Origin of the sequence: Elizabethkingia bruuniana (assembly GCF_002024805.1) — a bacterium.
GTDB classification, from domain to species: Bacteria; Bacteroidota; Bacteroidia; order Flavobacteriales; family Weeksellaceae; genus Elizabethkingia; species Elizabethkingia bruuniana.
Genome location: NZ_CP014337.1, coordinates 4,318,738 through 4,343,798 on the forward strand (window position 1 = coordinate 4,318,738; position 25,061 = coordinate 4,343,798).

Here is a 25,061-nt window from a genome sequence, read left to right on the forward strand (position 1 = left end):
TAATTGTGTTTTTGCATTATTGCTTAACAAAAGTATTGTAGATTTGGACTATTGAAATGATACAGTTTTTATAAAATAAGATAGTCCAGATGTTGAGACCGTGGAAATTAGAAATACAATTAGACCATCAATCTGATAAGGCGATATATCTTCAGATTGCCGATGCAATAATAGAAGATATACAATCCGGAAGGTTGAAACAGGGAACAGCTTTACCGGGGAGTCGTAAGCTGGCGCAGGATCTGAAGGTAAATCGGAATACAGTAGTAGAAGCTTTGAATGTTCTGTTGAATGAAGAATGGTTGGTTTCTAAAGAGCGGAGGGGAACCTTTGTCTCGGATATTCTCCCGGTTTTATCTAAGACAGCGAAGCCAAAGCATGATCCTGTAATTGAAAAAAATGAAAAAAGTATATTCAGGATTAATTTTGATGACGGACATCCGGATAGTAAAATTGCTCCCGTTGCAGAATTAGCAAGGGCTTACAGGCAGATTTTTAGCAGAAAGGGAAGGTGGCAGATGATGGGTTACGGAGATGAATTCGGGGATGCTGAATTTCGGAAGGCAATTGTGCAGATGGCTAATCACCAGCGTGGCATGCAGGCTAGTGCGGATGAAGTATGTATTACACGGGGAAGTCAGATGGCGATGTACCTCACTGCACATTCATTATTTGAAAAAGGAGACTATGTAATTGTTGAGGAACCTGGATATAAGCCTGCATGGAAAGCTTTTGAGAGTGCGGGAGCCAAAATATTACCTGTTAATGTGGATAAAGACGGACTCATTACGGATGAGGTAGCAATGCATCTACAATCGGGTAAGAGAATTAGGGCAATTTATACAACTCCGCATCACCAATATCCTACAACAGTAACCCTAAGCCTGCAAAGAAGGCTGGAATTAATACGTCTTTCAAATAAATTTGGATTTAGTATTATCGAGGACGATTATGATAATGAATTCCATTTTGGTTACCGTCCTGTATTACCTTTATCCAGTTATACAGAGCTTAAAAACTATGTGTACATAGGAACAATGAGTAAGGTTGTAGCGCCGGCACTAAGAATAGGTTATTTGATCAGTAACAACAAAGAACTCTTGGAGCGGGTGGGAACTCTGAGAAAAATTATAGATGTACAGGGAGATACGATTATGGAGCAGGCTGTATTGCAGTTGATTAACGACGGTACAATTAAGCGCCATTTGAAAAAGGCAACTCATTTTTATAAAGCTAAAAGGGACTTCGCAGCCGAATTACTTGGAAAGTATTTGAAGAGTAAAGCAAGCTATCATATTCCGGAAGGCGGGCTTGCATTTTGGATAATACCTAAAAAACAAGTCGACTGGGATACGGTTTCGGAAGTACTGAAAAAGAAAGGCATTCGTATTGTAGCAATGGACCATTATCAGCAGGAACCGCGTGACAGAGGTATACGCCTAAGCTACGGGGCCGTTTCGGAAGAGCAGCTGGAAGAAGGTATTAAAGAGCTGGCAAAGTTCCTCTGATATATTCCGAAAAGTATTTTATCCAAACTATTTTTATTTATTTGAAATTTATGAGTAAATCGGTTATCAATGATTATTTCCATTCATTGTTCACTATAAAAAAAGAGGTTGTCGAGAAGATAACAGAGACTTTCAATCATTTTGAGCTGGACAAGAATTTAATTTTACTGGACAAAGACAGCATCAGTACCAAGACTTATTTCCTGGAGAAGGGCTATGTACGCTCTTATATTCTGAATGAGGATAATGAAGAGGTTACCACAAATATATATGAGGCTCCTTGTTTTGTCAATGATTTTTTGTCGTTTTTCAGACAGCAGCCTACGAAAGAAATATACCAGACGATAACACCATGTACCTTCTGGGAAACAGGACTGGAAAATGTACAGTCTAATTTTCATAACATTCCCGAATTCAGAGAGTTTAGCAGGCTTTTGTTTGTGATTAATTATTATTCTATTAATGACAGACTTATTGCAATGTCCAGTCAGAAAGCGAAAACCAGGTATATAAATTTATTACAGCAAAAACCTAATATCTTTCAGCATGTTCCGTTAAAGATTATTGCTTCTTATCTGGGGATTAAGGATAGTTCGTTAAGCCGGATTCGGCGGGAAAGTTTATAACAAGTGATTTCTTTGCATTTGTCAAGTAATGGAATGGGACTTAATACAGATATTTATCAAAAAAAATATGAGTAAGAAAAATATTGTTGTAATAGGTCTGGGAGGTGTTGGTGGTTATTTTGGTTTTAAAATGAATCAGGAGAATGAAGCGACAAAACAATACAATATAAGCTTTGTGGCCAGAGAAACAACTTATGAAATTGTAAAAGAAAAGGGCTTGACATTACTTTCTCCGGAGCATGAAAACGCAATTACGAGACCAAATACCGTATTGCAGAATATAGCTGATATCAAAAATCCGGATCTGATTTTTATTTGTGTGAAAGAATATGATCTGGAAAATGTCTGTCAGCAGCTGGTTAAAGTTATAACCCCGGATACTGTTTTATTTCCAATGATGAATGGTGCAGATATATATGACAGAATACGGAAAATTATTCCGGACCATGTGGTCTTGCCATCTTGTGTATATGTTGCCTCTCACATTAAGGAAAAAGGGACTGTAGAGCATAAAGGAAAGCCTGGAACTCTAATCTTCGGACGCGATCCTCAGCATAAATCTGCAGATATTGATTGGGTAATTGGTTTATTGGAAAAAAGTAATATTAAGTTCAGTTTTAAAGATAACCCGTTGACAGATATTTGGGAGAAATTTATCTTCATTGCCAGTTTCGGATTGGTGACTGCTAAGCACAATTCTTCAATAAGCTCAGTTTGTACGGATGAGGCACAAAATCAGGAAGCTATAGAAATTATGGAAGAGATAAAACTGATTGCCAGTGCTAAGAGTATTTATCTTCCGGAAGATATTATTGCTAAAACAATGGAAAAAGCAGCCGGTTTTCCTCCGGGGACACCGACTTCTCTCCAACTCGATATTCATTCTGATAAAGGAAGCAATGAGCTGGAATTATTTGGTGGAGCGGTTATTAACTATGGTAAAGAACTGAATATAAATACGCCTTCGGTGTTAAAAATATACAGAGAGATAAAGGAAAATATAATTAAATAATTTTCAGGTTTGTTATACAGTAACAACACAAGAGGCTGTCCGTATACTTATCTGCATTTACGAAGTATTTAGATTTATGGTTTTTTTGTTTTGTAACAAATTAAGGCTGCTTCCTTCCTTTTATCTGGCAAAAAAATAAATCCAAATAGTTGGTTCAATTTTTTAGAATTCACCTCCCTTATGCTCCTTAATGGTAAGAAACCTTACGTTCATCGCTGGTTTTTAAACATTCAATACTAAGTAGCTGTACCAACTTAATCATTTGCAACCATTTAATACCGGTTAAAAAATACAACCTGCTGACAATCAAATAAAAAAATATTACATTCGTAACAATTCTTTATCTACTCCCAATGTTTTTTACTAAAAAAATATGCCTCAATCTAAATTATAAACCAAATGAAACTATAAAAAACACCCTAAATTTATCTGGCTGACATTGTTTGCCTTTGCCTGTGGAACTAATCCATTCTTTAACTAAAAACAATTATTATGAGAAGTATAGTTTTTTCAATCTTTTTTTTAATCTTTTTTTCAAATGTATGTTTTTCTCAGAAATTTAGTATAAGCAGTGATTTAAAACAGCTTACATCAGATAGTTTAATGATTATCAAATTCAATTCTGAAAAACCTGAAATATTGAAAATTGCCACTAAAAATGGAAATTTCAATTATTCAGACACCTTAAAGAACCCATATTTTTTTCAAATAATAAAACTAGAAAAAGGAAAACCTACTGGAAAATTAGCAGAATTTATTGTAGAACCTACAAAACTAAAGTTAACTGGCACAGCAGACAAACTTGAGAACATAATAGTTTCGGGTTCGAAATCAAATGATATTTTAACACGGTATTTTAAGGAAGATAAGTTGTTAGTCGATGATTGGAACAAACTAAAAGTCATTTTTGATGATTATAAAGAGAAAAAAGACATCGACAATGCAAAACTTTTAGCAACCAAGTTAAATTCTATAACAGTTAATCGAAAGAAATTACTAAAAAAGTATGTTAAGGATAATGGGGATAATATAGTTTCGGCAATTATTCCTAATTTTTGCACTCTATCAGCTGCTTTAGATGCTACTGATTATCAAGAAATGTATGATTTTTTATCAGAATCTGTAAAGAAAAGTTTTTATGCAAAAAGTATTTTAGACCATGTGAAAAATAAAGACTAAAAAACGGTGTACGACAATTGTATGATTTCTGCTGGCACAAACACTGGCGTTAGTTTTTAAAATTCAATAGTTTTTTAACTGTAGCTTTAAATACTTCTCCGGTATATCATCTTGTGCATATCTCATTCCTTTATCTCTCAGCAGATTGGCAATTCCATACTGCTGATCAATTTTTACAAAAACACCGAAAGGAAACTGAGGTATTATGGACTGTCCATAATTTTAAAAGGTATTGACACAAGCGAATCCAATATTGATTTTGAAAATAATCTGGTATGCTTCAAAAGCGTAAAGCTAGGTACAGGTATACAAGCCTTGTCTGCGTACTGGTATATAATTATATATCAAACTTTCCTATAAGAACAACATCTCCTTCGTGTTTTCTTGTCAGTCCATTATTATTTCCACCTGCTCATTTTCTATTCCTTGCCGTCAAACCGGATATAGATTTTTTTTGGAAAGCAAAACATCCTTATAACCGTTTTTAAACAGATACATTCGGGTAAAGATATAGATAAATATCTTTACCCGAATGCGCCTTCTTCATTCAGTATTTTTCCTGAAACAAAGGTTTGTGCTGTGATGCAGCAATAACTGATAAAAAAGAATAAAGAATAGTTTTTGTTTCACGGGCCTTTTTGATCAATAAGTTTTATAAAATCTGGTGCATACCGAGAAAGCGCAAATTCTACAGTCACAATATTTTTGGCTTTAATAGGGTTAGCAGATTTTCTTTTCCCATAACAAACTGAACAAATTCTTTTTGCCTGTCTTTAGGTATTTTATTTTCCTCAAAGTCATCATTACCCAAGCTTTCTGTTACTTTTGTGCGATTTTATTATATAATTTTCTCTGTAAGAGCTGGCGGTAATACCTGTACAGCGTCTGAAATAGCGACAAAAAAGAGAAGAATCCACAAATTTTAACTGGTTGCTTACTTCTTTGATGGACAAGGGTGTAGTCTTCAGTAATTCTTTAGCATGCTTTATAACCATATAACTTATCCATTGCTTTATAGGTTTTCCGGTTTCTTTTTTTATAATGTTGCTTAAGTATTGAGCCGAAAGATGCAGCTGATCGGAGTAAAATAATGCACTTCTCTCCAGATGTCCATGTTTCTCAAGCAAATGGAAAAAGTTTTTTATAATATCCTGACTTCTGGTTTGTAGAAGGCTTTTACTTTTTATTACGGGCAGGTATAGTTTGGAAACCAGCTCGAGTAAAGCATATAGCAGATATTGCACAGATTCTGGTGTGCAAATTTCTTTTGTTTGTGAGTGATAATTTCTGATAAGTTTTACCGTAGACCAGATCAGATTTTTGGATGGTATTTCTGTTTTTATGACAGGATTGAATTTTATTTCTTCACTGGTTAACAAAACTTCCAAAAAACTATAAGTACTGATAAAATCAAGTGATATGAAAAATGCAGAGAGACTTATATTTTCACTTTCTGAAATATGAGCAAGATCTGTATCCGGAGGTATCATTATAATTGAATTTTTTTCTATCAGATATGGTTTTGAGCTGATGTAGAGATTCAGTTCACCTTCCAGAACAAAACAAAGCAGTAATTTGTTGATTTTAGTGGCCTTTTTACTGAGGTCGGCAATATTGCCGGCTTTGTAATTTTCAATATGTAATCCCTCAAATTTTGGTTTAATATCCATTTTGTTTATTGGTGAATCCACTGATTAAATTTGTTTATAGAAATTATGCTTATGTCGTTCGGGTCTGTTGCAGACAAATTTAAGTAGTAAATTTTTCTTTTTAGGGGCATAGCTTAAAATGGAATATAGAATACCAAAAATGGAATATATTTTATCTAAGAGGAGTAGCTAATTTCGCTGGCAGAAGAGTTTTATAAAATATAATATTGCTTTAATCATGAATGTTACTGAATCATCCCGGGTAAAAATGCCTGCTTCGTGCTTGCTTTTGTTCTTTGCGCATGGTCTTGTTTTTTCTTCCTGGGCCAGCAGAATACCTATTGTAAAAAAAATGCTTGATATAGGAGAAGCAGAGCTGGGGGCACTTCTTCTGTTAATGCCCATAGGGCAAATCTCTACAATGATTCTTGTAGGAAAACTTACAAGCCGATATGGCAGCAGCCGGATGATTAAAAATTGTTTCATGCTTTATCCTTTTATTCTGCTGCTAATAGGTTTTGCCGATTCTTATTGGCAATTGATGATTGTTTTGTTTTTCTTCGGTGTCTCCGGAAACCTGTGTAATATAGCAATGAATACACAGGCGATCGAGGTGGAAAAATTAACAGGCAGAATACTGATGGCTTCTTATCATGGTGCATGGTGTTTTGCAGGGCTTGTCGGAGCACTTATGGGGTTACTAATGGTTAATATTGGTGTGAGTACTTTTTATCATTTTACTCTGGTATTTGTTATTGTAGGCGGGTTATGGTGGTATTGTAAAAGACATTTGTCAAATATTCCGACGGCAGTTGGCCAATCTAAACAATCTGTTTATAAGCAGGCAAATCCGACGCTTATCGGATTAGGAATAATTGGCTTTCTGAGTATGGCTATTGAGGGGGCTATGATAGACTGGAGCGGAGTCTATCTTCAGACTATTGTAAAAGCTCCCGAGCACCAGATTATGCTGGGGTATGCAAGCTTTGTTTTTATGATGACGCTGGGGCGCTTTACAGGAAATTATGTGCTGGAAAAATATGGAAAAAGAAGAATACTGAGGCTTAGTGGTTTATTGATGAGCGGAGGGCTGCTTCTGAGCATTATTTTTCCTGAATTGTGGATATGTATTATTGCATTTATGATTATTGGTCTGGGAAGTTCCCTCAGTGTTCCTTCTGTTTATAGCACTGTCGGAGCATTGAATTTAACGAGCCCGGGTATTGCTTTGTCATTTGTTTCCAGTATTGCTTTTTTAGGATTTTTAGCAGGACCTCCGCTTATAGGTTTTATAGCAGAAGTATTTGATCTCAGGTATTCTTATGGACTTTTTGCCTGTTTCGGGATTTTACTCACATTTTTAACAGGACAAATGAAAGTTTTTGGAACGGTTCGGTCTTAGCTGGAATCTGATGAAATTGAATCATAAGTCTTCAGTTTTTTAGTCTGTTTATGGCTTAATGTGTTTATTGGCAGTTTTTTATATATGTCTGTTTAATTGTATTGCTGTGCATTTATTGATATTATGAATTGTAACTGCACCAGAATTATGTTTTCAGCCTGGTCCCGTACGTTTGTGGATAACTATCTAAAGCCAACTGTGAAAAGTTCCTTTTTAGCCAGTATTAATTTTCTGAATTTTGTGAAACTAAATGACACAGAGGCTGGATTACAAATGTATTTGTTCTGTTAGTGCAGTTGTAACAGCCCTTATTACCAAAGTATAATTTATTCATCTTTTAAATATTTTTATATGGGAATTTTTGACAAAAAAGTAAGTTATAAGCCTTTTGATTATCCTGAAGTACTTCAGTTTATTGAAGCCATTAATAAATCGTACTGGGTACATTCCGAAGTGGATTTTACGGCAGATATTCAGGATTTTCATTCTCAACTAGAGCCACATGAAAAAAATGCTGTAAAAAACGCACTTTTGGCAATTGCCCAAATCGAAGTTTCGGTGAAGACTTTTTGGGGAAATCTCTACAATCATCTTCCAAAGCCTGAACTAAACGGACTGGGAGCTACTTTTGCAGAATGTGAATTTCGCCATTCCGAAGCTTATTCCCGTTTGCTCGAAGTATTAGGTTATAATGAGAGCTTTCTGGATCTGATAAAAGTACCGGTAATAAAAAAACGGATTGATTTTTTGTCGAGTGTCCTGAAACATGCTAATTCTACAACACCTAAGGAATATGTTTCCTCGCTTCTTTTGTTTAGTATTCTGATCGAGAATGTATCACTCTTCTCACAGTTTGCTATTATTTTGTCTTTCACAAGGTTTAGAGGTCATCTGAAAAATGTTTCTAATATTATTGCATGGACATCTGTAGATGAGCAGGTACACGCAAATGCAGGAATATTCCTGATTAATAAAATACGGGAAGAACAACCTGATCTGTTAACCGATTCTGATATTGAAGATATCTATAAATTGGTAGACGATTCGGTAATGCTGGAGGGTGAAATTCTTGACTGGATTTTTGAGCAAGGCGAATTAACCGTCTTTTCAAAGAATGATTTGCTGAACTTTATGAAGTATAGAGTAGATGACAGTCTGAAAAAGATTAACATGGCACCAAGATATAATATTACTTCTGAACAATACAAACCAATGATGTGGTTTGAAGAAGAAGTATTTGCGAATGCTATGGACGATTTCTTTGCAAAAAGACCAGTGGACTATACCAAACATGATAAGAGTATTACCGCTGTCGATTTATTCTGATTTTTAGAGCCTGTTTAAATTTTATTGTTAATACTCTTCGATAATTTAGTTCGTCAAGCTCACTATAAACTGGCTCATTACAGGCTTGGCTCAGAGTGACATTGCCTGTCCAAAATAGCTTCCTTTTAGGAGTGTCAGGCTGAGACTGTCGAAGTCTAATATTTTTTTTAATCAAAATTTAAACAGGCTCTTATAAAATGAATAACAAAAAGATCCGGATGTAAAATTCGGATCTCTTTGTTATTTAATCTACCTGATATTCTAATTTGATAGTAATGCTGGCTTTAGATCTCTGATTTTAGATTTTAATTTTTTTTTTACGCGTCTTTTATTATTTTCTTTACAAGTAGTATTTTTTTGAATTCCCCCAAGTGGAATTTTTCATCTGGATAAGAATCTTTATCTGGATTAGTTGAATGTAACGTTATGATATTCTCAGAGCGATTAATTATATTTTTGAATAAAATACCTCTTATTGGGTGCCAAAGGCAATATATTTTATTTTTTTTGAATATATTTTCATCATTCCACTGTGAAATAGGAATTTCTACGCTTCTAGTCCAATCCAGGGGTTCTAATTTATGTATCATAGAAAATCCATCTTTTCTTACTCTTATTTCGTAATAGTGATTTCCAGCCTCTTCTTGGGGAACTTGTTGAAGTTCGGTAGGGAAATTTTTATCAACATACTCATCCGAGAAAAAAGCGGCTTGTAAACCTGCTTGTCCACCAATATCTATTTTGGTAACTTTTACTAATACCATATCCTCATTTGTCAATAGCTTTCCTTCGTTTATATTGTGGTTGCCATTTGATCTTCGTTTTGTAATTGCATTGAGGGATTTCATTGCATCATTGATAGAGGAGTTTTCTTTTTCAACAATATTGTCCAATTCTATAGAAGAAATAAATTCCGAGGTAGTATTTATTCTGGCTTCTGCATCTTCCATATCTTTTAATATTGCATAATAATCAAATCCATAAAAGTCAGTTATTTTTTTTAAAGCTCTTTGTTTAAGAATTTTCCCTGACATAATTTGAGAAACATAAGCTTGACTAATATTGAGGTCTTTCGCTATTTCGTCTTGCGTTTTTCCGAGTAACTGAAGCTTTTTTATTAATAATGTCTCCATATCATAGTAGTTGTAATGTTTATTTATTATATAACTTATTTGTTATATTTTCATCTTGTTACATTGGTGTTTGATATGCTTATATAATAAAGTTATAAATAATATTATAAAATACAACTTCTTCTAATGGATGATTTTGATATTTAGCGGCCTTTGTATTTCTCTATTAATAGATTTAATTTGAATTTGAAGTAATGAAATATTGAGTATATCCTGTTTGTAGGCTATTATGTTGTTTGGTGAAAGTTTTGAAATTAGATATTGATATTCAATATGTATAACGTGAAATTAACATAAAATTAACATCTTCTAAAATAAAAAAGTGCCTCTTTTTTTAAGGAGCATATTTTTTTAACAAAAAATTATAACAAAAAAGTTATTATTTATTTTGTTATATAACTTTTATGTTATAATTTAGCGTTCAAATAAACAACCACTTGTTGCAGCAAGTGGTTGAGGATTTAAAAGAGTATTAATAATCAATACCCCATAGTTATGACAAAGGTAGAGAAAAAAAATAATCAGGAGAAGGTCAGAGAACTAATCGTGAATAATAGGTTCGAAGACATGAATTTAGAAGAAGAATGTTTCTATATAGAACTTTTTTTTGATGAATCCGATGCGCAGTGGTGTATTCAGAGAAATACTTCCTCGAATTTAATAATTACTGTAGATGGTGATTACTTGTACAAGTTAGATGATGAACTTTCTGAACTGGTTGAAGAATTTGTTTCAGAAGAAAATAGAATTGAAAAAGAGCCTTTGTCCTATGGTCATTATGCTACAGTTGGAATGTCTCATGCAATTTATGGTTAAGGTTATGAAAAATCGTTTAAAAAATAGATTTGAGAACCGAATCAAAATAAGGCCAATATGTAATGGAAAAAGCTTTATGAAGGAAAATTATAAAGCTAGTGATTTCAAGCTTTCATGTGGTATAACGCTTGCGAAATTTGAAAAACTAAAGTATGAACTAAGAAACATTCATAATCACTTTACAAAATTATAACATGAGAACAACTTCAATAATAGCAAATAAAGCAATAAATAAAGAAAGTATTTATGACAGAATAATTAAAGGGCTTACGAAAATAAAAAAAGGTTCCTTTAGAGATATTGCAGAGGCTTCGGGATTGAGTGAGCAACAAGTTTGGAAGAGGCTTTCGGAGCTAGAAAGAATGGGTATGATAGAATATACAGATGAAATAAGAATTTGTAAAATATCTGGTAGGTCAGTTGGGGTATGGCGGTTATTGTAAAGATTGGAAAAGAAATGAAAGTCCTTAAGTTTAGATATGGGAAAAAGATCATGGAAGAAGAGGCTGAAGGAATTGATTTGACATATTTAATAGAGTATTACGGATTTAAGAATAAGAAAGATGAATGATACAACTTACCATCAGTTTGATATAAACCTTGCACAAAAGCTAAGTATTGAAGCTGCTATTATATTTAATAATATTTGCTATTGGATTGATAAAAATAGGGCAAATGGAAAGCACTTCTATGAGGGAAGACATTGGACTTATAATAGTGTAAAAGCCTTTGGGGAATTATTCCCTTATATGACTCGACATATAATTGATAAATCGCTTAAATCTTTAGAGTCAGAAGGTTATATTGTTACGGGTAACTTCAACGAGTCTAGTTATGATCGCACAAAATGGTTTTCTGTAAAGCAAAATATCCATTTGTTGAAAAAAAGAAATGGAGGTGATAAAATACGGAATACTATACCAGATAATAAACCAAATATAAACACAAATAATAAACAAGACCAACAGCAAGTGGAAGAAGAGGTATCTGAAGTTGATTTTAAAAATATTAAAAATGAGGATGAGAGCTTTTGGGATCTAGATTTTGATGAAGTAGAGTGCTTGGCTAAAATGATTAATGAAGGAAAAGAAAAAAGTTGCGAAAAAAAAGAAAAAGAAATTTTTGACTATTACAACAGTAATAGAAATAATATGAAAGAAGCAACGGTGTTGTCATTGCAGAGGGTGAGAGAGGTCAGGTTTCTATTGGAAGATTATGGTGAGGATAAAGTAAAGCAAATGATTGATAAAGCGGGTAAGTCTGATTTTTTAAATGGTCTTGTAAAAGGGAGAGATTTTAAAGCAGGTTTTGATTGGATTTTTAAACCTTCCAATTTTATTAAAATTTTAGAGGGGAATTATGATAATAAACTAGGGCAAAAACATGAAACTCCAAAAAATAGGCTCCGAAATCGCTGAGATTAATTTTATGCCTATTAGGCCATTGATGTATGATCAGTTGAAGAGGTTAAATCCTCAGCATAGAATAGTGCTAGAATATGATGAGAAGATAGATATTTATAATAGAGCATGCCAAAAATCTACTATGAAAATTGATGAAATTGAAATTGGAAATCCTTTACAGGAGATCTTTCCATTAGCTCCTATAAAGTATGGTAGCTTACTCAAGTTATTCAAAGGGAAATATAAACAAAATGAAGGCGTTGATTTCGATGAAAGTGCTAATGGCGGAGAGGCGGGAGTATTTGTGGCTACATTGATATCTTATTTTACAGGTAAGCAGAGTTTTTTTAGAAGTCCTTTGATTTATAAAGAAAATGGTAAATCAATAATTTCTCACAGCAAAGGTTTGCTGGTAATGGGAGGGTATGGAAACGGAAAAACAAGTGTTTTTAAAGCTTTTCATGATATGTTTAATGAATGTCTTTTGGAGCCAATAGGAGTGAAAGATATGAATGAGAATGTACAGTTGCTTAGGCAATATAAAATGCATTTTGGTTTTACTTCTACGACTCAGGTAAACAGGGACTATGAAACAAAATCTACTCCTGCTGAAAAAGAATTTTATTGGAATAGGCAACTTAATTATATAAAATATTTTGATGATTTACTTGCGGAAGATAAAGCTAAGTATGGGCATAATGATTTGATGCAGTCAATACTTGAAGAAAGATATGTCCTAAAAAAGAAAACTTATACAACAGTAAACTATGTTGATAATAGTGAAAATAAAATTGCTAATACATTGAATGCATTAGGAGATAGGTATGGAGATCGAATTTATGATAGAATATTTCAGATGTTTAATATTCTAATACTAGAAGGAGGGAGCTTAAGGCGGTAATATATAAACTGATTGATAATTATGTCAAAAATGTTGAGATAAATTAACCATTATAAACTATTGATATATGAAAACTTTTGAACAGAAGCAGCTTATTGAAAGAGCGCAAATGATTGTGGATAAGTATAATGAATATAACATAAACACAGTTGAGGTAACAAAGTCTTATAATCCAAAAATGAAATTAAGAATCCTTCAGAAAATTATTATTGATCAAAATGCTTATAAAATGTCATCTTTTCTTAGTGATTTAAATTATGAGCGTAGAACTGAGGAAAAGAGAATTAAAAGAGAACGGGCTAGTGTTAGGAAAACGAAACAGCCAAACCTGCCAGGTCAATCAAAAAATAATATAAATAAACAAAGACTACGAGTTAAGTTGGAGGATGTGAGTTCTCTTTATTATAGGATTGGCAATGATTACTTTAATCACAAAATGGAAATTGGGGATATTGTGAAAAAATATAATACTACACTTCATTCGGTTAGACAATTTGTATATAAATATGCAAGAAAGAATGGTATAGTGATGAAAAGAAAAGAGCTTGATTCTACTAAAGTAAATGAGATTGTTGTGTTATATATATCGGGGATGTCAATATGTGAAATGGAAAAAAAATTGAAGTTATCACATCGAACAATTAAAAAAGTGTTAGTTGATAATAACATAGAAATGCGTACTCATCATTCAAGATTGTCGAGAACAAAAAATTAGGTTTTAATGTGGAATGAATTCTGTTAGTTAAAAACAAATTGAAGGAAATGTTCGAAGTGATTTTTTTGTGGATATATTCTGATTTTTAAGTGTTTAGTTTTTGAAAAGTTTTATTTTTTTCGTAAATTTATTACAGTTGAAACATTGTAAGGAATGTTTCAGAACCGAGTTAACAAACTCAAAAAACGGGATGCGAAAATGAAAAGGCTTTATGTAGAAAGTGTAGCATCCCGGTTTTATTAAACATATAAAAATTGTACTTATATCAATATAAATAAAGCAGATAGCAGTTGATTAGCATAATGAATGGAGGATAGGAAAATGAAGTATTGAATAACTCTAAAAAATAATATGGAGAAAGGAATAATGTTAATGATAATTGGAGGTATTTTATTGCTAATCAGTGCTATTGCTTATGGTTTTAAACGATTGAAAGATAAATCGTAGTATGTTCTCTTTTAATGTGTATTGTTCATTTTATTCACATTTTATCACATAGCTTTTAAGTGTTTGTATTACAGTAGGGAATCTTTTTAGGTTGATAATGATGAAGAATGGATTAAGTGGTAGTATGGTCAACGAAATGCAAGTTGGCGAGGAGGAATGGTTGGATAGACAAAGGGCGTTGAATAATCTAGCGAAAATTAAATCTTGCCCGATAGAATGTCGCAAAAAACCTATTAGGATAGAGGGGAAGAACAAAGAGGTAAGATATGTTCTAATGAAATAATAAATAAGTAGAGTCAAATAATTTTGGCTTGTGTTAAAGTAAATATTTCAAACAATTTGGAGATGGTTTTGAAATGAGGTGGGAAGTTGAAAAAAATATTTATAAAAATGATTAATGTTTATGTCTTAGGTTTTTTACTGTTTTATTTTGCTTTTGGTAGTTTATGTTGCAGGCTTGTTCGTAAATCTGTACCACAAGATGATAAACGTATTTTAATTCAAAGTTTTATTATAGTTTTCTGGTTGCCAATCGTATTCTATGCTTGGAAGCATTGTAAAAAATAAATAGATGAACTTTGTTTTTTAAATTTTAGAATAAAGATATAAGGTATTGTGAATGATCTTGCATTGTGCACGCTAAAATAAAATATAAAATAAATTAATTATGAGAAAATATTTGTATAATTAATTAAAATTCACTATATTAGAGATAATGGTGAGGTGTAAAGGCAAGGAACTAAAATAATATTCATAAAAATTTCAAGGGTATATAATAAGGCATAAATATTTACTGCCTAGGGTGTTTATTGCCTAAAAATAAGGCTTTTTTATACTGTAAAAGAATTGGGTAAAGCAAATTTATTAAGGCACGATCCAATCATTTAAAAGTGATATAATAAGCATCAATTATATCAGGAGCAAGCAGGATGTGATGAAATGAATAATGAGGTGAGCATCCTGTGAGTTCTGATTGTTAGATCATATAGGGTTTAATCAATATTAAAAATAGATAATAATTAATTTAAAAATTAGAGAAATGGCTGAAGAAAAAGCAATCATGGGGAAAGATATTATTCTCTATGTTCATGATGGTACGGCTTACCGTCCAGTAGCATGTTTAACATCAAACGGATTAAATGTTACACAGGAAATGAGGGATTTGCCGGTTACGAAATGTAGCCCTGACAAGAAAAAAGCTAAAGGAGCTTTATCGTATGAAATTCCTTTTGAGGGGCAATTCATTGATACAACCTCTGTTGGCGGATCAACTGCTAAAGCTTCTTATGACTTTTTGTTAAAGCATATTAAAGAAGCAAAAGATACCGAAGCACTAACTTTTTGGAAACAAACAACTAGTAATGGAGCTACAGTTGTAGACACCTCTTATGGTAAAGGAAGTATTACTTCTTTACAACTTACAGCGCCAGCAGAAGGTGAGGCTACTTTTCAGGGAACACTACAAGGTGAGGGCTGGGTATCTAAGACAGATTTAATCAAACCTGCACCTTAATATGAATAAAGTAATATTGAATCTTGGGGGCCAAGAGAGAGAAGGACACTTAGGATTAGGTTTCCTGGGGAGAGTTGAAGATAAGGAAAATATGAGTATTAATGAGCTCTTCGAATCATTTCAGAAGAAGCCTTTATCCATATTACCTACACTTATGTATCATTCTTTGGCATATGCTGAGGAGAGGAAAGGAAATGAACTTGGATTTACCAAGTATGATATTATTGATTGGATTGATCAGGATGGTGGATTGAGTTCTCAAGAAACGATTAAATTCAGTAATACATTTGCAGAGTCCATTACTTATAAAATGGACAAGGAGGCTGAGGGCTTGGGAAAGCGGAGGAAGCCAAGAGCGTCAAAATAAATTTTGATATTGATGTTATTTCATTTTCCCTTCATGAATTAAAATGCCCATCCTATGATTATGTTATGGGTATGACATGGAGGGAATATCAATTAAGAAAATTAGGCTATGAAAGGAATCGAAAAATTACGGCCTATGTTACAAGAGATATTGTATACCATTCACTTGTTGCAACCGGAGCAATAGATCCGAGGAAAACATCAATCAATAGTTTTAGGCCGCTGGAAGGTAGTAAAGTGGTGAAAGCCTCGGATAAAGCTAAAGTAAGCTATGAGGCAGCAATGAAGGAGTATTTAAATGAAGTAAAAACAAGAAATGGCGAAGAATGATAGTATTGATATTACCAATATTGTTAATGTTGGGATATACATATCAGAATTAACAGGTAAAATTGAAGAGGCCCAAGCCAAAGTAAAAACATTCAAAGATGAAATAAACAGTCTTAATGAGGCTGGACAGCAAATTTCAAAGTTGGGCAGTACGCTTATAGATTATTTAACAAAACCTATCCTTGGAGCATTAAGCGCTACAACAGGAATTGCAAATGCTTTTAATACCCTACAAAACTCGCTCTCTATAAATATGGAGCGAGTAGGGGAAGTAATCAATAAAAACTTTGATATATCAGGAATAGCAGAAAAATTAGCAGGCTATATAGATAAAGTGGTTACTGTATTCGAGAACCTGGATCCAGCTATTCAGAAAGGTATTCTTGGTTTTGTTGGATTATTAGCAGCAGTTGGACCCATATTAGCGGGTATAGGATCGTTTATAGGTTTTGCATCTACATTAATAGCAGGTGTCGAAGGAATAGGAGCAGCTTTAGCAGCTTTAGTAACTCCTGTAGGACTTGTCACTGTTGGTTTAGTAGGAGTTGTTACAGCAGTTGTGGCCAATTGGGGAAAGATAAAGCCATACATCATAGATACGGTAAACTATTTTATACGTCTTTATAATGAAAGTATAATTGTTCGTAGTGCTGTCTGGTGGATTGCTACTAGTTTTAAAAATTCATTTGATAATGTAAAGAATATTTTAAAAGGGGTCTGGGAATTATTTAAAACATTTGCTAAAAATGTTGCTGATTTATTTGGAGGTATAGGAAATGTTATAGAAGGAGGATTAACAGGTAATACCAGCAAGATCTTACGAGGAATAGGTCAGATAATGATAGGAAGTGTTAATACACTAAAATCATTGGCCAGTGATACTGTAGATGTGATTGCAAATATGGTAAATGATATAGGTAATAATGTATCTACAGGTATTGATAATATATTTAATGGAAAGAAGTTATCCTATATAACAGATATCGGTTTTGGATCTTCGGTTTCAGGAAAAAGTCAAGAAAACAAAAAAGAGAATGTTTTCAGTAAGGGAATATCTAGTGCAGGGACGGATTCAAAAGATAAAGACTCTTTTAAAAACGAGTTGCAAGAAGCATTACAAAAAAATAGAGAGCGTTTAAGTATTGAAAAACAATTCCAAGAAGATAGAGATGCTTTAATGGAATCTTTAGCGAAAAATCGAAAGCAACAGCGAGATGATGAAGCTAAAAATGAAAGAGAAACTCTGTTAGAAACTCTGAAACAAAATAATGAAATATTTGATCAGGCAAAAAAGGAACAAGATAAAGCGACCGAAGAATATATAAAATCAGTAAACGATTTAATAGAATCTGGAATTGGTAATACTATTACGGATCTTTTTAGCAGTATAGGAACAGCTATAGGAGAAGGTGGAAATGTATTGGATGCAATAGGGAGTAGTTTACTTCAATCTTTAGGTGGCTTTCTTTCCGAACTTGGAGCTATGATGATAAAATTCGGAGTTCTAGCATTATTGTTCGGAGAATTAGAGTTGGTTCTAATGTTTGGGGATCCATTTTCAAAAATTGGGGCGGCTCTTGCTTTAATAGGTGTTGGGGCAGCACTGAGTATTGCAGGTGGAGTTATAAAAGGAGCTGTTGGTAATAAAGGAAAAGGGTCTGGGTCAGGAGGTGCTGCAGTTTCAACTTCTGCAGGGGCAAATGTACAGAGTTATTCTTCCAGCTATTCTTCATCTGGTGGAAGTAGTGGAAGCGGGACAGTTGTATTTAAGATTTCCGGAAATGATTTAGTTGGAGTTTTAGAAAGAGAGCAGGATAGAAGAAGTAGAACAGGAAGTTAATTAAACATGTATAGTACAATATATTATATTGAGTATTTCGATGCTGAAAATGATTTAGTGAGGATTGACATTAAGAAGAAAGATTTCACTGGGATTCCTATAGAAATACAAGGCAGTGCCACTTTAAAGTATGAAGAGAGAAAAGAATTAACAAAACCTATAATTGCGAGTACTCTAGAAATAGATTTAGAAGCAAATGAGACTTTAACACTAAACGATTTATATTCAGAAGATGAAAGATCATTTTTAGTTGAATGTAAAAAAGGAGCAGATAAAATGCTTTTCAAAGGGTATATAAAACCTGATGGTATTTGGGAAGATTTGGTTAGTGATAGTTGGGTTATATCTATAGATTGTATTGATGGACTGAGTACCTTAAAAGATATTTCTTTTGCTGATAATACAGGTTCCAATTTTACAGGGAACATGTGCATACGAGATGTAATATATAATTGTCTTATAAAGACAGGTTATGATTTACCCATAAATTACTTTATCAATGTCCGTTTAATGGGAGCTTACCCACAAACAGAAAGCTTTTTGGATAAAGTATATATGAATACAATTAGGTTTTATCAGGATGCGGGTAAGTCAAAAGAAATGGATTGTGAATCAGTGCTAAAGTCTACTTTATCTATTTTTGGAGCATCTGTATTTATGCATAATGGTGAGTGGTATATAATTAGAATGCCCTCCTATGTTGAAAATATGACCTTTAGGAGATATGAGAATAATGTGTTTGTTAGAGAAATACAAATACCTATTTGGTCATTTTTAGGAAGCCAAATAAATGGTCATTATCCACATTTTGTAAATACCAATCAACGAAAAACTATTCTACCATCTGTACAAACCTATAGATCACATTTACAATACGGTAGTGTTATGTCTAAGCTATACAACTCTGATTTAAAGCAAATAAATAGTATAATGGATGGTTGGGAGGTAACGACAGATTATGAGGGTTTAGAGTTTTTACCTAATGGAGGTGTTGAGGCTAATTCAAAAGCAAAAGAAAAAGATGTATTAGCAACAACATTATTGAAAAGCATTCCTAGTAAGTCCCCAATATTTAAAAAGTATTCTATAAATAATTTATTTATAAAGTTTTCTAATACTGGTTCAAGTAAGCGTTTACTTTATGGGGTTATAACTAATAATTATAAACTAAGCCAAAGTACTAGTACTGGTGAGTTTTATTGGGAAAATGGAAATGATAGTGTTTTGGATGTTCAAAATAGCGAGGGGAATGGAATGGGTAAAGGTGATGCATCAGTAACAGTAACTTGTCCTCCTTTTCCGGAAGACAGTCCTATTACTATTATTATTTATGGTGCTGATAAGTTTTTTTTAAATTATTTACCAGGTCGTTTTGGTGTTTATTACATTAGTTTTTCTGATAATAACAAGTCTAGTCAGAAAGGTATTTTCTATACATCTCAAAGAAGTAAGATGGTATCAACAGTAACAAAAGAAAATGCTACGGTATATAATGGTGATAGCGAAGAGAATATTTATTCCTGCTCATTGGTATTGAAAGATGGTACTCCGACTTCCGAGTCATGGAGAAGGCAAGATAAGCCGTTTAGAGATGATGGTTCAGATTTAGAATATAGACCTTTAATATCTTTTATAGCGGAAGATGTACTTAGAATGAATCATATTCCTGTTCCTGCTTTTGAAGGAGATGTGTTGGGGTATATTCCATTCATTAATATAGTAAATATGAGAGACTTGCTGCAAGGTTATTTCATTTTCACAAAATATAGTTATAATACCAAAACCTGCCAAATTCAATCCAATATGAGAAAGATATTTGTTAAAAACTTTTTAGAAAAAAATGAGTTTAGAGATAATAAATATTTTGAAGTTGAACCAGATTTTGGTGATGTCACAAAAGTCACAGTTAAATCTTAAATATAAATTTATAGATAGAAAATGGAGCGGTATATAAAAGGAGAGGAATCAATATTTTACATTAAGTACAACGGAGTATGGTGCCCTATTGCTTGTGAAAAATCTTCAACAATGTCGGAAGATGCTGATATGATTACTACAACTACCCGGGAAAATGGGGGCTGGGAGTCCCAAAAACCTACATTACAAAGATATAGTATATCATTGTCGGGGCAGGCAGTTAAAGAAGATAAGCCTGGAATATTATCATATTGGAGAATTCGTCAGCTGAAACGAAACAGAACACTCATAGAATGGCAGAGGAAAAACCTTTATGGCTATTATATAGACAGTGGGAGGGCTTATATATCATCTATAAGCGATGGTAATGAAGTAGACTCTTATATGACGTTTACGGCAACATTAGTTGGCTATGGCAAGCCGGAGGAAAGTGATGAAAGAGTATATGTTTTAGCCAACGAACGTGATAAAGTTGTTGTAAATGAAGTAGAAAATGCTTTGGGGGCAAAAAAATAATGAAGATGGAAGTAAATAAAGAATTAATCAGTTATATAAAAGCAAGTGAGCTGCCTAAGGTAGGTAATCCGGTCTCTGGAGATTTAATACATGCACAGGGCGATAATCTTAGCGCCACGCCTATAAGCTATTTTATAGACAAAATTAGTAGTGGTATCTATGGAAGGCTTACTACATCAACTGTAGTGCCGGGTACTGGTTATTATAAATATGATGTAGCACAGGCCGGAACTTATACCAATATAAACCCGGCTATTACAATTACCCAGCAAGAATTGGATGAAAACTTTGTATTTGTAACGGTAAGTAACGGAGTAGCAGAAAAACTGCTAAGTAAGAAACCTAATTCAAAGGTTGAAACATGGAGTGCTAAAGCATATGAAAAAGGAAGTCAGGTTTTTTATAAAGGGGCAATCTATGAAGCTGTTTTAGGTACACAATCTACTGATATACCTGGAGAAGCTCCGGAAACTGTATGGATGCTTAAAGTGCAAGGTGCATTAATTAGATCAGGTAAAAAAACTTTAGTTCAGTTATTGGATGCGGCTGGAAATCAAATAGCTAAATGGGATGATAATGGGAATTTCGTTACTAATTATGATGCTAATATCATCCCTGTTAGTGCTGTTAAGGGGTTAGAGTATTTTTTAAAAGATACGGATTATGCTTTAAAGGAATTGATGAATGCTCTAAGTTTTAAATATACTAATGAGCGCGGGTTCTATAGGGATGCCCAACTCGATACAAATCTTAGATCTGATATCGTTGATTTTGCCGACTCAGAGCTTAAAAAGTACATTTATGTTGATGAAAATGGTGAAGTTTTTATAAGTAAATTAAGAGTAGGCAAATTAAGGGACTCAGAAAAAGATCATGCTGCTAAATATGAAATTTTTGACGGAACAGAACTAGCTGTACCAGAGCAGACAATGTTATACTTAGATATTCTACAAGGTCCTTTACCTATAGATAGTGGTCCATCAAGAGCTCCTACTCAACAGATTTGCGAGCTGCGCGATGCTAAAAGGAAAAAGATTGGTGTATTTAATACCGAGATGTCTATACAAGGTCAGTATACTGCTGGATTAATGAAGCCAGGTTATTCTATAGATTTATTCAACGATAAAGGTAAGGCTGTAACATTGAAGATAGGGGATAGGCCGCCTTTAAAAGGGTTCCATCTTAAAGCATATCTTACTGATTTTACACATACCAGAGATGTTGGCGGAGGGTTGCTATGGCAGACGTTTATCCGGTCAAATAAATATCCGTATAATCATTTTAAAGCTATATATGCTAAAAAGTCTCCTAATACTCTTGACTACGAAGGTTTTAGTACAGATGCTCAATACGCTTTAATAGGAGTTCCGTGTGAAGTCCGAATTGCTGGTAGATTTCAGGGATTATATGTATTGCGAACTAAAAAAACGGATTCTATATATGCAATAAACTCCAAAAGAGATACTTGTATTTTCATTGAATCTCAAGCTGAATTAGCTGCACCCGCAGGAATGCCTGTAGGACTTGGAAGTTATGAGTATAAGAATTTCGAAGAAGTAGCTGTAGCTTACGAAATTAGAAGCCCTAAAGCTAAAAATATAACGGCTACTACGAAAACGAATACTATGAGATTTTTCAAATGGTGTAGGGATGTTTTCACAGGAACGTTAGATGCAGCAGCGGTACGAGCTTCATATGCAGATTATATCAATCTGCCACATTGGTTAGATTGGATTATAATAGCAGAATTCTTACTTCATTGGGATACAATTAGTAATAATGCAGGGTATGTTTCTTATGACGGTTTACACTTTAGTCCAATCCTTATTGATATGGATCTAACTATTGATGTTGATAAAACAAAACAACATACAGTAAATCAATTAATAATAACAGCAGATATATTTCCTAAGCTAAGGACTATATTTCTTCCAGAACTTAAGGCTAGATACACAGAACTTAGAAAATCTGGGGTATTATCTAATGAAGCTGTCCGCAAAATATATGGAGGGATATCAAGAGGGATTCCATGGCCTGTATATGAAGCTGAATTTAAGAAGTGGAATACACCAGGCTGGTGGTGGTGGAATAACTTCGTGCCAAGTATGGATTTATTATATGATACTTGTAAATATAGATTAGATTTTTTAGATAGCCAATGGCTTAACCCTTAAATAATTAATATGAATAGTTTAATATTAAAATCTCCAGGCACATCTCTTAGAGCTTTGCCTTTGGCAGATCATATGTGTCTCCGGATTTTCAGAACTCCTGAGACAGATCAGAACAAATTTTTACACATTAGATTTGACGGCGCAGGGATGGTGAAGATTGTAGGAGGAAGGATGTATGAATCTTTAGACGATGCGGTTGGTAAAACAGAGTTATACGATAATGGAGCAGAGTATGGAATGCTAATTAAAATTAATCCAAACGAGAATGATTGTTACTTATGTTTTCCTGACGATGCACCTTATAGATGGAGAATAAGATACGGAGTTGGATATCTTCCTTATAATGTAGACGATCCTACAGTACCTAAAGCAGATTGGACCAGTAATTTATATAATTTAAGGTCATTAACGTCCATGTTTCAATGGCTTACTGTATTGAAAAATCAGCCGATATATGGAATAAAACATACACCAGATTACGGTATAGGAGGAAGTTTACATCACACATTTGATGGATGTTCTGAATTTAATGAGCCTATAGAATCATTAGATACTAGAAATTATGTTGATTTTACCGCCGCTTTCAATGATTGTTTTAAATTTAATAAGCCTATAGGTAAGTTAAATGTTAAGAGTGCCAAAACATTTCAAGAAATGTTTAGAAGATGCTTTAATTTGAATAGGTCTATTAAAGATTGGGGAGACTTATCTTGGGTAGATAATTTCGATGCCATGTTTTTGGAATGTGTTTCTTTTGACCAAGATTTATCACATATTAAATTCCATAAAGAAGCATACTTCGAACGAATAATTATGTGGTCGGGAATGGGACCTGAAAATTATGGTAAATTTTTAAAGAATTTAGATTCTTTAGACTTTACAGGACGTACTACGCCTAAGGTTTTGAATGCTGATGGTTTGTTTTACGACCCCAAGTACAAATCTAACAGAGATTCTTTGATTGCCAAAGGATGGACTATCATGGATGCTGGTGTTATAACTTATACAATTGTTTAAATATGGAGTATACTAAAGAAAATGGTCAATATTTTAAAGTAGTAGAAGATGGTCATGTAACTATGATAGCTGAGATGCAAAATGCCTCTAGACTCTCAACGGAGAAAGACGTAATCTTTATAACTGAAGAAGAATATATGAGTTTGGTAAGCGAAAAAACTTTGAAAAACACTGAGTCAAAAGTTGAAAGCTTTAATAGGTAATGAAAATTTCGGAAAGAGAAATAAAGTTATAGGGAAGTAGGTGGAGATTATTCTTGATTTCCACCTGCTATTAACAGAATAAATGATGAAAGAATATATGATAAGACTTTCTGACTATGTTGTGGGAGAAAATCACAGAGGCATATTTAGTTTTTCTAAATATGTCTTATATGGGGTATTCGCCTATTTAAATATTGAAGCTGAGGTGATTACTATTTTGTCAGTATTGATGATTATAGACACATTCTGTGGAATAACCAAAAGTTTAAGACTAGGAAATAAATTTAATATAAGCATTATGGCTTGGGGATTTGCCACTAAGTTTTTAATACTCATTATTCCTTTGGTTGTTGCTTTAATGGGCAAACCTTTGCATAAGGATTTCACCTGGGCAGTGGATGTAACTATACGAGTATTGATCGTGAATGAAGGACTTTCGATACTAGCCAATATAGCTTCAGTTTATTCCCGAAAGAATATTCAAAATGTAGATTTAATATCGCGGCTTATTGCATGGATAAGAAGCTTATTTATAAGCATGGCAGAAAAGTTTATGCAAAATATAAAAGTTAATAGTGATAAAGGAGATAAGGATCTGGATATTTAGTTTTTATCATTCAATTTATTAATAAAATTATGACATATAAATTAGATGCAAGAAGTATAAGTAATTTAGATAAAATACATCCAAATCTTGTTAAGATAATGAAATGTGCTATCACAAATAGTCCGGTAGATTTTACAATAATAGAAGGTGTCCGAACATTAAAACGTCAACAGGATTTATACGCACAAGGCAGAGCAAAACCAGGAATAAAAGTTACCAACGCTGACGGTATTAGGAATAAATCTAATCATCAGGTTAAAAAAGATGGTTACGGCTATGCGGTGGATCTTTATCCATTTTTTAATGGTAAAGTTCAGGTGAATCATCCAGATACTTTGAAAAAATTAAAATTAATTGCAGATCATATTAAAAAAGTAGCAAAAGAGTTGGAGGTTAATATTATCTGGGGAGGTGATTGGAAACAGCTATATGATCCGGCTCACTTTGAATTAAAATAAGGA

At 33.3% G+C, this 25,061-nt stretch carries 24 protein-coding genes; 22 read left to right on the forward strand and 2 right to left on the reverse strand.

Going from position 1 to position 25,061, the window contains the following annotated elements; translation table 11 throughout:
- Positions 1-89: 89 nt before the first annotated feature.
- The 4 genes from pdxR to AYC65_RS20100 all read left to right on the forward strand — a co-directional run bounded on the left by pdxR (position 90) and on the right by AYC65_RS20100 (position 4,325).
- Positions 90-1,508, forward strand: coding sequence for a MocR-like pyridoxine biosynthesis transcription factor PdxR (pdxR, locus tag AYC65_RS20085; protein WP_034870637.1), 1,419 nt, complete (start codon positions 90-92; stop codon positions 1,506-1,508).
- Positions 1,509-1,558: 50 nt separating this feature from the next.
- On the forward strand, positions 1,559-2,134 hold the full coding sequence (locus tag AYC65_RS20090) for a Crp/Fnr family transcriptional regulator (RefSeq protein ID WP_034870638.1): 576 nt from the start codon (positions 1,559-1,561) through the stop codon (positions 2,132-2,134).
- A gap of 67 nt (positions 2,135-2,201) precedes the next feature.
- Complete coding sequence (locus tag AYC65_RS20095) at positions 2,202-3,146, forward strand: ketopantoate reductase family protein (RefSeq protein ID WP_034870750.1); 945 nt, start codon at positions 2,202-2,204, stop codon at positions 3,144-3,146.
- Between the two features lie 492 nt (positions 3,147-3,638).
- A complete protein-coding gene (locus AYC65_RS20100) occupies positions 3,639-4,325 on the forward strand; it encodes a DUF4369 domain-containing protein (RefSeq protein WP_034870639.1) in 687 nt (228 codons plus the stop codon).
- Between the two features lie 803 nt (positions 4,326-5,128).
- Here AYC65_RS20100 and AYC65_RS20105 read toward each other — a convergent pair.
- Positions 5,129-5,995 carry a helix-turn-helix domain-containing protein gene (locus tag AYC65_RS20105; protein ID WP_034870640.1) on the reverse strand — a complete coding sequence of 289 codons (867 nt, stop codon included), beginning with the start codon at positions 5,993-5,995 and terminating at the stop codon, positions 5,129-5,131.
- Between the two features lie 217 nt (positions 5,996-6,212).
- Between AYC65_RS20105 and AYC65_RS20110 the strand changes: the two genes are divergently transcribed.
- Both AYC65_RS20110 and AYC65_RS20115 read left to right on the forward strand, forming a co-directional pair.
- A complete protein-coding gene (locus tag AYC65_RS20110; protein ID WP_034870641.1) occupies positions 6,213-7,376 on the forward strand; it encodes an MFS transporter in 1,164 nt (387 codons plus the stop codon).
- Between the two features lie 351 nt (positions 7,377-7,727).
- Entirely contained in the window at positions 7,728-8,702 is a 975-nt protein-coding gene (locus AYC65_RS20115; RefSeq protein WP_034870642.1) for a ribonucleotide-diphosphate reductase subunit beta, read from the forward strand.
- Between the two features lie 317 nt (positions 8,703-9,019).
- Here AYC65_RS20115 and AYC65_RS20120 read toward each other — a convergent pair whose 3' ends face one another.
- Positions 9,020-9,835 carry a helix-turn-helix domain-containing protein gene (locus tag AYC65_RS20120; RefSeq protein WP_034870643.1) on the reverse strand — a complete coding sequence of 272 codons (816 nt, stop codon included), beginning with the start codon at positions 9,833-9,835 and terminating at the stop codon, positions 9,020-9,022.
- Between the two features lie 495 nt (positions 9,836-10,330).
- On the opposite strand from AYC65_RS20120, the gene AYC65_RS20125 reads away from it, so the two are divergent.
- From AYC65_RS20125 to AYC65_RS20210, 16 genes are all read left to right on the forward strand, one after another.
- Complete coding sequence (locus tag AYC65_RS20125) at positions 10,331-10,651, forward strand: hypothetical protein (protein ID WP_034870644.1); 321 nt, start codon at positions 10,331-10,333, stop codon at positions 10,649-10,651.
- A 194-nt stretch (positions 10,652-10,845) separates the two neighbouring features.
- A complete protein-coding gene (locus tag AYC65_RS20135) occupies positions 10,846-11,094 on the forward strand; it encodes a winged helix-turn-helix transcriptional regulator (RefSeq protein WP_034870646.1) in 249 nt (82 codons plus the stop codon).
- A 120-nt stretch (positions 11,095-11,214) separates the two neighbouring features.
- Positions 11,215-12,069: a hypothetical protein gene (locus AYC65_RS20140; RefSeq protein ID WP_034870647.1), complete on the forward strand. Its 855-nt coding sequence runs from the start codon at positions 11,215-11,217 to the stop codon at positions 12,067-12,069.
- Positions 12,035-12,955: a P-loop NTPase family protein gene (locus AYC65_RS20145; RefSeq protein ID WP_034870648.1), complete on the forward strand. Its 921-nt coding sequence runs from the start codon at positions 12,035-12,037 to the stop codon at positions 12,953-12,955. The genes AYC65_RS20140 and AYC65_RS20145 overlap by 35 nt, the downstream gene beginning before the upstream one ends.
- 67 nt (positions 12,956-13,022) lie before the next feature.
- A complete protein-coding gene (locus AYC65_RS20150) occupies positions 13,023-13,670 on the forward strand; it encodes a hypothetical protein (protein WP_034870649.1) in 648 nt (215 codons plus the stop codon).
- Positions 13,671-15,156: 1,486 nt separating this feature from the next.
- Entirely contained in the window at positions 15,157-15,630 is a 474-nt protein-coding gene (locus AYC65_RS20160; protein ID WP_052114753.1) for a phage tail tube protein, read from the forward strand.
- Between the two features lies 1 nt (position 15,631).
- Positions 15,632-15,997 (forward strand): hypothetical protein, encoded by a 366-nt coding sequence (locus AYC65_RS20165; protein ID WP_034870651.1) that lies wholly within the window; start codon positions 15,632-15,634, stop codon positions 15,995-15,997.
- A gap of 71 nt (positions 15,998-16,068) precedes the next feature.
- Complete coding sequence (locus tag AYC65_RS20170) at positions 16,069-16,326, forward strand: hypothetical protein (protein WP_131828201.1); 258 nt, start codon at positions 16,069-16,071, stop codon at positions 16,324-16,326.
- Positions 16,313-18,166 (forward strand): phage tail tape measure protein, encoded by a 1,854-nt coding sequence (locus AYC65_RS20175; protein WP_034870653.1) that lies wholly within the window; start codon positions 16,313-16,315, stop codon positions 18,164-18,166. Before AYC65_RS20170 ends, AYC65_RS20175 begins: the two co-directional genes overlap by 14 nt.
- Before the next feature lie 6 nt (positions 18,167-18,172).
- A complete protein-coding gene (locus AYC65_RS20180) occupies positions 18,173-20,083 on the forward strand; it encodes a hypothetical protein (RefSeq protein WP_034870654.1) in 1,911 nt (636 codons plus the stop codon).
- A 21-nt stretch (positions 20,084-20,104) separates the two neighbouring features.
- Complete coding sequence (locus AYC65_RS20185; protein ID WP_034870655.1) at positions 20,105-20,599, forward strand: phage tail tube protein; 495 nt, start codon at positions 20,105-20,107, stop codon at positions 20,597-20,599.
- Between the two features lie 5 nt (positions 20,600-20,604).
- The gene (locus AYC65_RS20190; protein WP_157877528.1) at positions 20,605-22,773 is read left to right on the forward strand and encodes a CotH kinase family protein; all 2,169 of its coding nucleotides are present in this window, start codon (positions 20,605-20,607) and stop codon (positions 22,771-22,773) included.
- A gap of 9 nt (positions 22,774-22,782) precedes the next feature.
- Complete coding sequence (locus tag AYC65_RS20195; RefSeq protein WP_078674696.1) at positions 22,783-23,790, forward strand: BspA family leucine-rich repeat surface protein; 1,008 nt, start codon at positions 22,783-22,785, stop codon at positions 23,788-23,790.
- 2 nt (positions 23,791-23,792) lie between these two features.
- Entirely contained in the window at positions 23,793-23,993 is a 201-nt protein-coding gene (locus AYC65_RS20200; protein WP_034870658.1) for a hypothetical protein, read from the forward strand.
- 82 nt (positions 23,994-24,075) lie between these two features.
- The gene (locus tag AYC65_RS20205) at positions 24,076-24,600 is read left to right on the forward strand and encodes a phage holin family protein (protein ID WP_034870659.1); all 525 of its coding nucleotides are present in this window, start codon (positions 24,076-24,078) and stop codon (positions 24,598-24,600) included.
- 29 nt (positions 24,601-24,629) lie between these two features.
- Positions 24,630-25,058, forward strand: a complete 429-nt coding sequence (locus tag AYC65_RS20210) for a M15 family metallopeptidase (protein ID WP_034870660.1) — start codon at positions 24,630-24,632, stop codon at positions 25,056-25,058.
- Positions 25,059-25,061 lie beyond the last annotated feature (3 nt).